This is a genomic window from Leptothrix discophora, from assembly GCF_030705305.1.
Lineage (GTDB): Bacteria > Pseudomonadota > Gammaproteobacteria > Burkholderiales > Burkholderiaceae_C > Sphaerotilus > Sphaerotilus discophorus.
Map to the genome: position 1 here is coordinate 53,479 of NZ_JAUZEE010000007.1, position 13,203 is coordinate 66,681.

The following is a 13,203-nucleotide window of genomic DNA, read 5'->3' on the forward strand; positions in this document are numbered from 1 at the left end:
CCAGCCACCATGCGTCTGCAGAACAAGGTCTCCATCATCACCGGCGCGGCCCAGGGCATCGGCCTGGCCACTGCGCTGAAGTTCGCCCGCGAAGGCGCCGTCGTCGTGGTCGTCGACATGAAGCCCGAGGCCGTCGAGGCGGCCGTCGCGCCATGCCGGGCGGCCGGTGCGCAGGCCGTCGGCCATGCGGTCGACGTGACCGACCGGGCGGCGGTCGACGCGATGGTGGCCGCCGTGCGCGAGCAGTTCGGCCGCATCGACGTGCTGGTCAACAACGCCGGCATCACCCGCGACGCGCGGCTGCAGAAGATGACGATCGAGCAGTTCGACGCCGTCATCGACGTCAACCTGCGGGCGGTCTTCCACTGCTCGCAGGCGGTCACCGACACCATGGTCGAGCAGGGCTCGGGCGTGATCCTGCTGGCCAGCAGCGTGGTCGGCATCTACGGCAACTACGGCCAGACCAACTACGCGGCCAGCAAGTTCGGCGTGATCGGCTTTGCCAAGACCTGGAGCCGCGAGCTGGGCCCGAAGGGCATCCGCGTCAACGCGGTCGCGCCGGGCTTCATCGAGACGCCGATCCTCGCGACCATCCCCGACAAGCTGGTCACCCAGATGCGCGCCGAGGTACCGCTGCGCCGGCTCGGCCAGCCCGAGGAGATCGCCAGCGTCTATGCCTTCCTGGCCAGCGACGAGGCCAGCTACGTCAACGGCGCCGTGATCGAGGTGGCAGGCGGCTTGACGGTTTGACGCCCACCCTGGGCGCAGCGTTCGCTGGCTGAATACGCAGGCATTCGTCACGGGCGGCAGGGGCGGCCGGTCATGCCGCCCCTGCCACAATCCGCGCCCTATGCCTTCGACTTACGCCCTGTTCGATGAAGCCGGCAAGTTCCTTGCCGGTCGTGTCCTTTCCGAAGCCGAAAGCTCGCTGCAGGTCGAGCTCGACTCGGGCAAGCGCGTCAAGGTCAAGGCCGCCAACGTGATGCTGCGCTTCGACAAGCCGGCACCGGCCGAGCTGCTGGCCGAGGGTCAGCGCCTGGCCGAGACCATCGACCTGGACCTGGCCTGGGAGTTCGCGCCGGAGGAGGACTTCGGCTTCGCCGACTTTGCCCGCGACTACTTCGACGCCAGCGCCGGCACGGCCCAGCAGGCCGCCGCGCTGTTCCGCCTGCACGGTGCGCCGCACTACTTCCGCCGCGCCGGCAAGGGCCAGTTCCGCAAGGCGCCGGAGGAGATCGTCAAGGCCGCCCTGCTGGGCATCGAGCGCAAGGCCCAGCAGGCCGCGCAGATGGCGGCCTGGGCCGAGCAGCTGATCGCCGGCGAGTGCCCGCAGCCGGTGCGCGTGCAGCTCTACAAGATCCTGTTCAAGCCCGACAAGAACGCGCCGGAATACAAGGCCGTGGTCGACGCCGCCAAGCGTGCCCAGCGTGCGCCGCTGGACCTGCTGCTGGCGGCCGGAGCGATCGACAGTCCCTACCAGTTCCACTGGCGCCGCTTCCTGTTCGACCAGTTCCCCAAGGGCCCGGGCTTCCCGGCCGGGCTGGTCGCGCCGGCCATCACCGCCGAGCTGCCGCTGGCGCCGGTGCGGGCCTTCTCGATCGACGACTCGTCGACCACCGAGATCGACGATGCGCTGTCCTTCCAGGGCCTGGGCAGCGGCACCGTCGTGATGGGCATCCACATCGCCGCGCCGGGCCTGGCGATCACGCCGGATTCGGCCGTCGACAAGGTCGCGCGGGACCGCAATTCCACCGTCTACATGCCGGGCTGGAAGATCACCATGCTGCCCGACGAGGTGGTGCAGGCCTACACGCTGCTGGAGGGCCGCGACTGCCCCGCCGTGTCGCTCTACGTGACCTTCGACGAGGCCACGCTGGCGGTGCAGGCCAGCGAGACGAAGCTCGAGCGCGTGCCCATCGCCGCCAACCTGCGCCATGACCGGCTCGACGCGGTCGTGACCGAGGCAGCGCTCAACGGCGAGGCACCGGCGGAGTTCGACTTCGCGCCCGAGCTGACCTTCGCCCACCGCCTGGCACGCCACCTGAAGGCGCAGCGCGAGGTGGTGCGCGGCAAGCCCGAGAACTTCAACCGGCCGGACTACAACTTCCGCCTGGTCGATGCCGCCGGCCAGTCGCCGAGCGAGCCGCCGACCGGCGTCGAGACGGTGCAGATCAGCGAACGCCGTCGTGGCGCCCCGCTGGACCTGATCGTGGCCGAGGCCATGATCCTGGCCAACAACACCTGGGGCGGCTGGCTGGCCGCGCTGGGCGTGCCGGGCATCTACCGCAGCCAGGCCAGCATGGCGCCGGGCATCAAGGTGCGCATGTCGACCCGCGCGCTGCCGCACGCCGGCATGGGCGTGGCGCACTACACCTGGGCGACCTCGCCGCTGCGGCGCTACGTCGACCTGGTCAACCAGTGGCAGATCATTGCCTGCGCCCGCCACGGCTCGACCGCCGCGCTGGCCGCGCCGTTCAAGCCCAAGGACACGACGCTGCTGGCCGTCATCAGCGGCTTCGACGCCGCCTACACCGCCTACAACGGCTTCCAGAACGGCATGGAGCGCTACTGGACGCTGCGCTGGCTGCAGCAGTCCGGCACGACCGAGATCACGGCCACCGCGATGAAGGACGGCCTGGTGCGCGCCGACAACCTGCCGCTGGTGCTGCGCGCGGTCGGTGCCGAGAGCCTGCCGCGCGGCGCGCATGTGCGGGTCCGCCTGGGCGAGCCCGACCTGCTGACGCTGGACATCGGCGGCAGCGTGGTGGCCCGCCTCGACGACGTCCCGGCCGATGCCGACGCCGCCCCCGGCGACGACGAGGCGGACGCCGAAGAGGGCGCCGCCGCCGCGCCGCTGGCGCTGGCCATCGACCTGGCCGATGGGGACGACGCCGAGGCGCCGGCCGCCGCCCCGCCGCCCGCCGCCTGAGCCTCGCGACACCACCCGCCCCGTCATGCGCCTGGCCCTGCACAAGCCCGACCTGCGCCGCCTGTTCAGCCGGCAGACCTGGCGCAGCCTGAGCACGCTGCAGCGCGCGCTGGTGGTGTCGGTGCTGGTCCATGCGGCGTTGCTGACGGTGCGTTTCGTCGATCCGGAATCCCTGCGCCGGGTGCTGGACGACACGCCGCTGGAGGTCGTGCTGATCAACGCCAGCAGCGCCACCGCGCCGCCCAACGCTCAGGTGATCGCGCAGCGCAACCTGACCGGCGGCGGCGATGCGGAGCGCGGCCGGTCGACCTCGCCGCTGCCGCCGATGGTCGCCAACCAGACCGGCGACGCGCTGGAGGAGACCCGCCGCCAGCTCGAGCAGATGCAGAACCAGCAGATGCAGCTGCTCGCCCAGGTCAAGCGCGAGCTGGCCAGCCTGCCCTCGCCCGAGCAGCGCCAGGCCGGCGCGCCGCGCCTGCGTCCGGCCGACGAGGACCGACGCCGCCAGCTGCTCAACCTGCTGGCCGAGATCGAGAAGCGCATCCAGGTCGAGAACACCCGGCCGCGTCGCCGCTACGTCGGGCCGGCCGCCCGCGAAGGCGTGCACGCGCTGTACTACGACCAGCTGCGCCACCGCATCGAGGACGTCGGCACGCGCAACTTCCCGACCGCCAACGGCCGGAAGCTCTACGGCGAGCTGACGGTGCTGGTCGCCGTCGACACCTACGGCCGGGTGGTCGAGGCCGAGGTCGTGCAGGGCTCGGGCAACGCCGGCCTGGACAAGCGCGCGCTGGTGATCGTGCGGGGTGCCGGCCCCTACGGCGAGTTCAGCGCGGCGATGCGGTCCCAGTTCGACCAGCTGGTGTTCGTCTCGCGCTTCCGCTTCACGCGTGACGAGGGCCTGAAGGCCAACGTCGAGGACGCCAGCGTCCAGCGCGCGGCCGATCCGGCCGCGCGCTGAGACCGATCGACCGCACCCCCCGGAGAGAACCGCGATGCGCTCCCTGCGCACCCATGTCCTGCGCCTGGCGCTGCTGGTCCTGCTGAGCGGGATCGGCCTGCAGCTCTTCTTCGCTGGCCGGATCGCGCTGATGCGCGTCGTCGCCCCCGAGTCGACCGCCTTCCAGCGCAGCGAGATCTGGCGCCTGGCCGTCGAGAAGCAGCGGGTCGACTGGAGCCAGCGCTGGGTCGACGGCGACCAGATCGCCGACCACCTCAAGCGGGCGGTGATCGCCAGCGAGGACGCCGGCTTTGCCGACCACAGCGGCGTCGAATGGGACGCGATCGAGAAGGCCTGGAGCCGCAACCAGAAGGCCGAGGCCCGCGCCGAACAGCTCAACGAGGCACGCCAGAAGCGCGAGGAACGCCTGGCCCAGCGCGGCAGGCCCGCACCGGCGGCGAGCACGCCGGTGCAGCCCAAGCTGGTCGGCGGATCGACCATCAGCCAGCAGCTGGCCAAGAACCTGTTCCTGTCGGGCGAGCGCACCGCCGCACGCAAGGCGCAGGAGCTGGTCATCACGCTGATGCTGGAAGCGCTGCTGCCCAAGCGGCGCATCCTGGAGATCTACCTGAACAACGTCGAGTGGGGCGAAGGCCTGTTCGGCGCCCAGGCGGCGGCACGCCACTACTTCCGGCAGGATGCCCGCACGCTCTCGGCGATGCAGGCGGCGCGCCTGGCGGTGATGCTGCCGGCCCCCAAGCGCTTCGAGAAGCGGCCGGATTTGGCCTACGTGGTGGGCCGCGCCGGCACCGTCGCCGCACGCATGGGTGCGGTCGCCCTGCCCTGATCCCGTCGTCGGCCGGCGCCGTGTTCCCACGCTGTTTCGCGTTCCCCAGACTGGCGACAAGGACTGCCCCGTGACTTCGGACCTGACCCTGGAAATCGCTGCCGTCGCCGCCCGCCTGGTGGTCGACGAGGGCATGGAGTATGGCCCGGCCAAGCGCCGCGCCGCCGACAGCCTGGGACTGCGCACCGGCGGCCGGCGCGGCGGTGCCGAACTGCCCGACAACGAGCTGCTGGAAGACGCCGTGCGCGAGCACCTGGCGCTGTTCTGCGCCGACACCCAGCCGGGCGAACTGCGTGCGCTGCGCGAGCTGGCGGCCCAGTGGATGGCGCGCTGGCCGGCGTTCCGGCCACACCTGTGCGGCGCGGTCTGGCGCGGCACGGCGACGCAGCGCTCGACCGTCCACATCGAGCTGTACTGCGAGGACAGCAAGTCCGCCGAGATCGCGCTGCTCGACGCGGGCGTGGATTTCGACGTGGCTTCGGCGCCCGGACCGCGCGGCCAGCCGATCGACACGCTGCTGTGCGAGCTACCCTGCCAGCCGCTGCGCACGCATGTGCTGGTGCGCCTGAGCGTGCTGGACCACGACGACCTGCGCGGCGCGCTCAAGCCCGACGCGCGCGGTCGCCCCCAGCGCGGAGACCTGGCCGCGCTGCGCCGCCTGATCGCGCACGACGCGCGGGACACCGATCCCGAACATCCCCAAGACCCCGCTGGAACTGCCGCATGAACCGTCGCAACCTCACCCTCGGCGCCGTCGCCGGTGTCGCCCTCGTCGCTGGAATCGGCTGGTCGCTGCGCCGGTCAGGCTCGACCGCCTCGACCCCCTCGACGGCCGCATCGGCTGCCGCGCCGGCCACCGCCGATGCGGCATCGGCCAACGGCGGCGACGTCTGGAGCCTGGGCTTCGACCGGCCCGAAGGCGGCCGCATCGAGCTGGCCAGCCTCAAGGGCAAGCCGCTGGCGATCAACTTCTGGGCCACCTGGTGCCCGCCCTGCGTGCGCGAGATGCCACTGCTCGACGCCTGGGCCCGCAAGCATGCCGACCACGGCCTGACGGTGCTGGGCCTGGCGGTCGACAGCCCGTCGCCGGTGCGCGAGTACCTGCTCAAGACGCCGGTCAGCTTCCCGATCGGCCTGACCGGCTTCTCCGGCACCGAACTGGCCCGCCAGCTGGGCAACGAACAGGGCGGCCTGCCCTTCACCGTCGTCTTCAACGCCGCCGGCGAGCCGATCATCCGCAAGCTCGGCGAGACCCAGGAGGCCGACCTGGCCGCCTGGTCCAAGGCGCTCGGCCTCTGATCGAGGCGCCCCGGGCCGACGTCCCGCGTCCGGGCCGGTCGCCCCAAGCGATCGCCTGTCAAGGCGCTTTTTGGGCCGAAAAGCGCGTAAAGTCCGGGTTTCGCCTCGGAAACCCACCGCTTCCGGTGCAGAACGTCGCCGCCTCGGCCCTCTCGGCCGGCCGGTTCATCGCCCCGATGACCTGCCGCGCACGGCCCTCACGGCACCGGCTGGCACGACCGGCCGCTTGCAGTCCCGCTGCCCGGCGTCCCTCGCGGCAGTGGTCGCCCGGCGGTGATCCCACAACTTTTGGATGGTGCGCCCGCGCATGAGCAAGTCACGCAACGCGACAGCCCCAGCGGCGTCCGAACTTCCCAAGCAAAACAACCCTGGAGCGCCTCGCATGGACCTTCGCAAGCTCAAGACCCTGATCGACCTGGTGTCGGAGTCCAACGTGTCCGAACTGGAGATCACCGAAGCCGAAGGCAAGGTGCGCATCGTCAAGGCACCGCCGACCGTGATCCAGGCCGCTGCCGCGCCGGTCATGGTGGCCGCCGCACCGGCGCTGGCCGCTGCACCCGCGCCGGCCCAGGTCGCCGCCGCCGTGCCGCTGGAGGCTGCCGCGCCGGCCGTCACCGGTCACATGGTCAAGTCGCCGATGGTCGGCACCTTCTACCGCGCCTCGAACCCTGGCGCCAAGCCGCTGGCCGACGTCGGCCAGCAGGTCAAGGAAGGCCAGGCGCTGTGCATCATCGAGGCGATGAAGATCATGAACGAGATCGACAGCGACAAGGCTGGCGTGATCACGAAGGTCCTGGTCGAGAACGGCCAGCCGGTCGAATACGGCCAACCGCTGTTCATCATCGAGTGATTCCGGCCTCCCGCGCGACGGGACAGACGTTCACGAGACCCTGATCGCCGCCCTCCGTCCGCCGGAGGGTCGTCGAACCACCGGACGGCCGCGCTGCCGTGCCGTCCGGTCACCGGGCACAGCCCGCTAGGGCCCAGAGCCGAGGCACCATGTTCAAGAAAATTCTCATAGCCAACCGCGGGGAAATCGCCCTGCGCATCCAGCGCGCCTGCCGCGAGATGGACATCCGCGCGGTGGTCGTCTATTCGGAAGCCGACCGCGACGCCAAGTACGTCAAGCTGGCCGACGAGGCCGTCTGCATCGGCCCGGCGCCGTCGGCCCAGAGCTACCTCAGCATGCCCGCGATCATCGCGGCGGCCGAGGTGACCGACGCCGAGGCGATCCACCCCGGCTACGGCTTCCTGTCGGAGAACGCCGACTTCGCCGAGCGCGTCGAGAAGAGCGGCTTCGCCTTCATCGGCCCGACGCCCGAGTCGATCCGCCTGATGGGCGACAAGGTCTCGGCCAAGGCCGCGATGGTCGAGGCCGGCGTGCCGACCGTGCCGGGCGTGCCGGGCGCGCTGCCGGACGACAACAAGGAAATCGTGCGCATCGGCCGCCAGATCGGCTACCCGGTGATCATCAAGGCGGCCGGCGGCGGCGGCGGTCGCGGCATGCGCGTGGTGCACACCGAGGCGGCGCTGCTCAACGCGGTCCAGACCACCCGTGCCGAGGCCGGAGCGGCCTTCGGCAACCCGTCGGTCTACATGGAGAAGTTCCTCGAGAACCCGCGCCACATCGAGATCCAGGTGCTGGCCGACACGCACGGCAACGCCGTCTGGCTGGGCGAGCGCGACTGCTCCATGCAGCGCCGCCACCAGAAGATCATCGAGGAAGCGCCGGCGCCAGGCATCCCGCGCAAGGTGATCGAGAAGGTCGGCGAACGCTGCGCCGCCGCCTGCAAGAAGATCGGCTACCGCGGCGCCGGCACCTTCGAGTTCCTGTTCGAGAACGGCGAGTTCTTCTTCATCGAGATGAACACCCGCGTGCAGGTCGAGCATCCGGTGACCGAGCTGGTCACGGGCGTGGACATCGTCCAGCAGCAGATCCGCATCGCGGCGGGCGAGAAGCTCTCGTTCACGCAGAAGCAGGTGCCGCTGCGCGGCCACTCGATCGAGTGCCGCGTCAACGCCGAGGACCCCTACACCTTCATGCCCTCGCCCGGCCGCATCACGATGTGGCATCCGCCCGGCGGCCCGGGCGTGCGCGTGGACTCGCATGCGTACACCAACTACTTCGTGCCACCGAACTACGACTCGATGATCGGCAAGATCATCGTCCACGGCGACACCCGCGAGCAGGCGCTGGCACGCATGCGCAGCGCCTTGAGCGAGACGCTGGTCGACGGCATCTCCACCAACATCCCGCTGCACCGCGAGCTGATGGTCGACGCCGCCTTCGTCGAGGGCGGCACCAGCATCCACTACCTGGAAGGCTGGATGGAAAGGCGCAAGCGTCGATGATCGAGCTGCTGCTGCTGACGCCGGCCGCGCGCGTCGACGAGATCTCCGACATCCTGATGGAGCTGGACGCGCTGGCCGTCACCGTCGAGGACGCCGATGCCGACACGCCCGACGAGGCGCCGATCTTCGGCGAGCCGGGCATGCCGGCGACGCTGTCCGAGCAGATCCGCGGCTGGCAGCGCTCGGTCCTGAAGGCGCTGTTCGAGAACGAGGACGCCGCCACCGAAGCCCTCACCGTCCTGCTGGCGCAGGACGGCATGGCGGGCGCGGACGGCGTGCATGTGCAGTCGATGCAGACGGTGGCTGAGCAGGATTGGGTCCGCCTGACGCAGTCGCAGTTCGACCCGGTCCCCATCACCGGGCAGTTCTGGATCGTGCCGTCCTGGCATGAGCCGCCGGCCGAGGCCCGCCAGGTCATGCGCCTGGATCCGGGCCTGGCCTTTGGCACCGGCACGCATCCGACCACCCGCATGTGCCTGCGCTGGATCGCCCGTCACGCCGCCGAGGCGCAGGGCTGGGACCGTGTGCTGGACTACGGCTGCGGCTCCGGCATCCTGGCCATCGGCGCAGCATTGCATGGCGCGCGCGGCATCGACGCGGTCGACATCGACCCGGCCGCCGTCGAGTCGACGCAGGCCAACGCGGCGGCCAACGGCGTGACGCTGACCGCCGGGCTGCCCGAGCGTGCCGACGGCCTCTACCCGGTCGTGCTGGCCAACATCCTGTCGGCCCCGCTCAAGCTGCTGGCACCGCTGCTGTGCAGCCACGTCGCACCGGGCGGCCATCTCGTGTTGTCCGGCATCCTGGCCCGCCAGACCGAGGAACTCCAGGCCGCCTACGCGCCCTGGGTCGCGCTCGAGGCCGGCGATCAGGAAGACGGCTGGGTGCTGCTGACCGGCCGCCGCGCCTGAGCGTGGCCCGATCCGTCCGCCCATGACGCTCGCGACGTCCTGTCCATCCTGCGGGACCGTCTTCAAGGTCATCGAGGACCAGCTCAAGGTGTCCGAGGGCTGGGTCCGCTGCGGCCATTGCCATTCGGTCTTCAACGCGCTGGAAGGCCTGTTCGACCTGAGCACACGCTCGCGCAGCGGCCATTCGCGACCGATGGCGCCCGAGGGCCTGGCCAGCGGTGCCGGTCGGTTGCCTGAACCGGAGCGTCCGGCGCCGACGCCTGCCGCCCCGGAAGCGCCTGTCGAGCGTCCTTCACCCGTGTCCTGGCAAGCCGGCGCGGCGGTGGCGACGTCCGGCCTGGCGGAGCCTTCCGGCTTCGGTCAGAGCGGCTGGGGCAACAGCGGATTCGGTGCGGCAGCCGCTCCCCGGCCGGTTGCGCCCGAGGTCGAGGCGGACGGCCAGGCGGTCGTCCCGCCTGCGCCCCTCGACAGCACCGTGCGGCATCCGTCCGATGACCTGTTCGACGAGACGCCGCGCCAGGATCACCTCGCCGCCGGTTCGGTCCACGAACGGCATGAGCTGGAAGCGGCCCGCGGCGCACGGCGACAGTCGTTCGACGATGCCGACGGCGACACCGTCTTCCTGGCCCACGAGGGCTTCGGCACCGAGGACGACGCCTTGCTGGTCGTCCGCCCCGGAGCGGATGCGGTCAACGCGCTGCCTGCCTCAACATCGCATGCAGAGCCTTCCTTCGACGACCTGGCGCCTTCGGGCGTCGCGTCAAACGGCGATTCCGGCCTGGCGCCACTGGCGCATGGCTCCGATGCCCTGGTCGGTGCCGTCGACCGACCGGCCGACAACGGCTGGACCGATCCGCTGCCCGACTTCAGCACCGGCGAGCATTCGCCCAGCTTTGTCCGCCATGCCGACCGTGCCGCCTGGTGGCGGCAGCCGTGGGTGCGCGTCGGCCTGGCGCTGGCGTGCGTGCTCGCCACCGCCGGGCTGATCCTGCAACTGGGCCTGATGCGGCGCGACCTGCTGGCGGCCCAGTCACCCGCAGCACGTTCGGTGCTGGAAGCGGCCTGCGAGCAGCTCGGCTGCACGATCGAGCCGCCTCGGCTGCTGGACGCGCTGGCGGTCGAGAACAGCAACATGGTCAAGCTCTCGGGCATCGACGGCTACCGTCTGCAATTGCTGCTGCGCAACCGCGCGGGCCATGAGGTGCGCGCGCCCCACGTCGAACTGAGCCTGACCGACGCCACGGGTGCGCTGGTGGTGCGGCGCGTGCTGCCGCCGGCCGACTTCCGCCAGCCGGCATCCCTGGCTGCCGAAGCGGAGGGCAACTGGCAACTCGACTTCGCCAGCGCCGACCGTCGCGTGGCCGGCTACACGGTCGCGATCTTCTATCCCTGACGCGCCGTCCTGCCCACCATGAAAAAGGGCGACCCGAGGGTCGCCCTTGCTCCTTGCGCTTGGCAGCGTCGAGACAATCAGCCGCGTGCCTGCTTGAGCATGGTCTGCGCGTCGCTGACCTCGAAGGCGCCGGGTGCCTCGATGTTCAGCGTCTTGACCACGCCGTCCTCGACCAGCATCGAGTAGCGTTGCGAACGCAGGCCCATGCCGCGCGCGGTCAGGTCCAGCGTCAAGCCGGTGGCCTGGGTGAAAGTGGCCGAGCCGTCGCCCATCATGCGGACCTTGCCGCCGGTGCCCTGCTCGCGGCCCCAAGCGCCCATCACGAAGGCGTCGTTGACCGACACGCACCAGATCTCGTCCACGCCGGCCGCCTTCAGGTCGGCCGCTGCCTCGACATAGCCGGGCACGTGCTTGGCCGAGCAGGTCGGCGTGTAGGCGCCGGGCAGCGCGAAGATCGCGACCTTCTTGCCGGCGGTCTCCTTCTGCACGTCGAAGCTGTTCGGTCCGATCGAGCAGCCATTGCCTTCGACCTCGATGAATTCCTGCAGCGTGCCCGCGGGCAGCTTGTCTCCAACCTTCAGCATCTGTTTCTCCAGAGTCGTTGAACCGTGAGGATCGGTCCGCCGGGAGGGCCGCGCGGACACAAAAAAACCGGGCTGCCAGTATCCCAGCAGTCCGGTTTCGGGGTGGTCGGCGGCGTCTAATCCGCCAGCCAACCGGGGTCGGTGCGACGGTGCCGGCGCGAGGCCGACACCAGGCCGGTCATCAGACCGTGCGTGCCTTCTCGACCAGGCGGGTCACGACCCAGCTCTTGGTCTTCGACAGCGGACGGCTCTCGGTGATCTCGACCACGTCGCCCATCTTGAATTCGCCGTTCTCGTCGTGCGCGTGGTACTTGCGCGAGCGGGCCACGATCTTGCCGTAGAGCTCGTGCTTGGCACGACGCTCGACCAGCACGGTCACGGTCTTCGCGCGCTTGTCGCTGACGATCTTGCCCACGAAGGTGCGGACAGACTTGGCGCGGGTTTGGGCTTCGCTCATCACGCAGCTCCCTTCTTCTTCTCGGCGAGGATCGTGCGGGCGCGGGCGATGTCGCGACGCGTCTGCTTGAGCACGTTGGTGTTGCTCAATTGTTGCGTGGCCTTTTGCATGCGCAGACCGAAGTGGGCCTTCAGCAGGTCGCTGATTTCCTTCTCCAGAGCTGCGACATCCTTGGCGCGGAGTTCAGAGGCTTTCATCCATGTTCTCCTTGCGCTCAGGCGCCAAAGCCACGCGTCACGAACGTCGTGCGCAGCGGCAGCTTCGCAGCGGCCAGCGTGAACGCCTCGCGGGCGAGATCTTCGGGCACGCCGTTGAGTTCATACAGCACCTTGCCCGGCTGGATCTCGGCGACGTAGTACTCGGGGTTGCCCTTGCCGTTACCCATACGCACTTCGGCCGGCTTCTGCGAAATCGGCTTGTCCGGAAAGATCCGGATGAAGATGCGGCCGCCGCGCTTGATGTGGCGCGAGATGGCACGACGGGCGGCTTCGATCTGGCGCGCGGTGATGCGGCCACGCTCGGTGGCCTTCAGGCCAAACTCGCCGAACGACACGTTGGCGCCACGGGTGGCGAGGCCGGTGTTGCGGCCCTTCTGTTCCTTGCGGAACTTGCGACGCGATGGTTGCAACATTCCTTACTCTCCTTTGGCAGCCGCCGGTGCAGCCGCGCGAACGACGCGCTTGGCACCCGGCTTGGCATCACCAGCAGGGCCCGCCGACGGGGCGCCGGCAGGGCCGTCACCACGAGCGGGGCCACGCGGGCCACGACGATCACCCGGACGGTCGCTGCGCGGACCGCGGCGGCGGCGATCGTCTTCCGGACGATCCTCACCACGCAGTTGCGGCGCTTCGCCGTTGGCCAGGCGGTCACCCCGGTAGACCCAGACCTTGACGCCGATGACGCCGTAGGTGGTCTTGGCTTCCGAGAAACCGTAGTCGATGTCGGCCTTGAGGGTGTGCAGGGGCACACGGCCTTCGCGATACCACTCGGTGCGAGCGATCTCGATGCCGTTCAGACGGCCGGCCGACATGATCTTGATGCCCTGGGCGCCCAGGCGCATCGCGTTCTGCATCGCGCGCTTCATGGCGCGGCGGAACATGATGCGCTTCTCGAGCTGCTGGGTGATCGATTCGGCGATCAGCTGGGCATCGACTTCGGGCTTGCGCACTTCCTCGATGTTGACGGCCACCGGCACGCCCAGCATCTTGGCCAGTTCGACCTTCAGGTTCTCGATGTCCTCGCCCTTCTTGCCGATCACCACGCCCGGACGGGCGGAGTAGATCGTGATGCGGGCGTTCTTCGCCGGGCGCTCGATGGTGATGCGCGAGACCGCGGCGCTCTTGAGCTTCTTCTTCAGGAACTCACGAACTTCGATGTCTTCGGCCAGCATCGCGGCGAACTGGCGATTGCCAGCGTACCAACGCGACGACCAGTTGCGCGTCACCGGCAGGCGGAACCCGGTCGGATGGATTTTCTGTCCCATGGATTTCG

The 13,203-nt window shown here is 70.0% G+C and carries 15 protein-coding genes; 10 read left to right on the forward strand and 5 right to left on the reverse strand.

Annotated elements, in window-relative coordinates:
- The first annotated feature begins 9 nt into the window (after positions 1–9).
- The 10 genes from fabG to Q8X39_RS13780 all read left to right on the forward strand — a co-directional run bounded on the left by fabG (position 10) and on the right by Q8X39_RS13780 (position 10,671).
- Positions 10–750 carry a 3-oxoacyl-ACP reductase FabG gene (fabG, locus tag Q8X39_RS13735; RefSeq protein ID WP_305750246.1) on the forward strand — a complete coding sequence of 247 codons (741 nt, stop codon included), beginning with the start codon at positions 10–12 and terminating at the stop codon, positions 748–750.
- A 100-nt stretch (positions 751–850) separates the two neighbouring features.
- On the forward strand, positions 851–2,929 hold the full coding sequence (locus tag Q8X39_RS13740) for a ribonuclease catalytic domain-containing protein (protein WP_305750247.1): 2,079 nt from the start codon (positions 851–853) through the stop codon (positions 2,927–2,929).
- A 25-nt stretch (positions 2,930–2,954) separates the two neighbouring features.
- Positions 2,955–3,890 (forward strand): energy transducer TonB, encoded by a 936-nt coding sequence (locus Q8X39_RS13745; RefSeq protein ID WP_305750248.1) that lies wholly within the window; start codon positions 2,955–2,957, stop codon positions 3,888–3,890.
- Positions 3,891–3,924: 34 nt separating this feature from the next.
- Positions 3,925–4,716: a transglycosylase domain-containing protein gene (locus tag Q8X39_RS13750; protein ID WP_305750249.1), complete on the forward strand. Its 792-nt coding sequence runs from the start codon at positions 3,925–3,927 to the stop codon at positions 4,714–4,716.
- A 70-nt stretch (positions 4,717–4,786) separates the two neighbouring features.
- Positions 4,787–5,443 (forward strand): hypothetical protein, encoded by a 657-nt coding sequence (locus Q8X39_RS13755; protein ID WP_305750250.1) that lies wholly within the window; start codon positions 4,787–4,789, stop codon positions 5,441–5,443.
- Entirely contained in the window at positions 5,440–6,015 is a 576-nt protein-coding gene (locus Q8X39_RS13760; protein WP_305750251.1) for a TlpA family protein disulfide reductase, read from the forward strand. The genes Q8X39_RS13755 and Q8X39_RS13760 overlap by 4 nt, the downstream gene beginning before the upstream one ends.
- Positions 6,016–6,397: 382 nt before the next feature.
- On the forward strand, positions 6,398–6,865 hold the full coding sequence (gene accB / locus Q8X39_RS13765) for an acetyl-CoA carboxylase biotin carboxyl carrier protein (RefSeq protein ID WP_305750252.1): 468 nt from the start codon (positions 6,398–6,400) through the stop codon (positions 6,863–6,865).
- A gap of 149 nt (positions 6,866–7,014) precedes the next feature.
- Entirely contained in the window at positions 7,015–8,367 is a 1,353-nt protein-coding gene (gene accC / locus Q8X39_RS13770) for an acetyl-CoA carboxylase biotin carboxylase subunit (protein ID WP_305750253.1), read from the forward strand.
- Positions 8,364–9,278 (forward strand): 50S ribosomal protein L11 methyltransferase, encoded by a 915-nt coding sequence (prmA, locus tag Q8X39_RS13775; RefSeq protein WP_305750254.1) that lies wholly within the window; start codon positions 8,364–8,366, stop codon positions 9,276–9,278. The genes accC and prmA overlap by 4 nt, the downstream gene beginning before the upstream one ends.
- A gap of 22 nt (positions 9,279–9,300) precedes the next feature.
- Positions 9,301–10,671, forward strand: a complete 1,371-nt coding sequence (locus tag Q8X39_RS13780) for a zinc-ribbon and DUF3426 domain-containing protein (RefSeq protein ID WP_305750255.1) — start codon at positions 9,301–9,303, stop codon at positions 10,669–10,671.
- Between the two features lie 77 nt (positions 10,672–10,748).
- On the opposite strand, the gene Q8X39_RS13785 is transcribed toward Q8X39_RS13780, so the two are convergent.
- The 5 genes from Q8X39_RS13785 to rpsC all read right to left on the reverse strand — a co-directional run bounded on the left by Q8X39_RS13785 (position 10,749) and on the right by rpsC (position 13,195).
- Entirely contained in the window at positions 10,749–11,255 is a 507-nt protein-coding gene (locus Q8X39_RS13785) for a peroxiredoxin (RefSeq protein ID WP_305750256.1), read from the reverse strand.
- Between the two features lie 181 nt (positions 11,256–11,436).
- Complete coding sequence (rpsQ, locus tag Q8X39_RS13790) at positions 11,437–11,712, reverse strand: 30S ribosomal protein S17 (protein ID WP_305750257.1); 276 nt, start codon at positions 11,710–11,712, stop codon at positions 11,437–11,439.
- Positions 11,712–11,909: a 50S ribosomal protein L29 gene (gene rpmC, locus Q8X39_RS13795; RefSeq protein WP_130482018.1), complete on the reverse strand. Its 198-nt coding sequence runs from the start codon at positions 11,907–11,909 to the stop codon at positions 11,712–11,714. Before rpmC ends, rpsQ begins: the two co-directional genes overlap by 1 nt.
- 17 nt (positions 11,910–11,926) lie before the next feature.
- Positions 11,927–12,343 carry a 50S ribosomal protein L16 gene (gene rplP, locus Q8X39_RS13800; RefSeq protein ID WP_305750258.1) on the reverse strand — a complete coding sequence of 139 codons (417 nt, stop codon included), beginning with the start codon at positions 12,341–12,343 and terminating at the stop codon, positions 11,927–11,929.
- A 3-nt stretch (positions 12,344–12,346) separates the two neighbouring features.
- A complete protein-coding gene (gene rpsC / locus Q8X39_RS13805; protein ID WP_305750259.1) occupies positions 12,347–13,195 on the reverse strand; it encodes a 30S ribosomal protein S3 in 849 nt (282 codons plus the stop codon).
- Positions 13,196–13,203 lie beyond the last annotated feature (8 nt).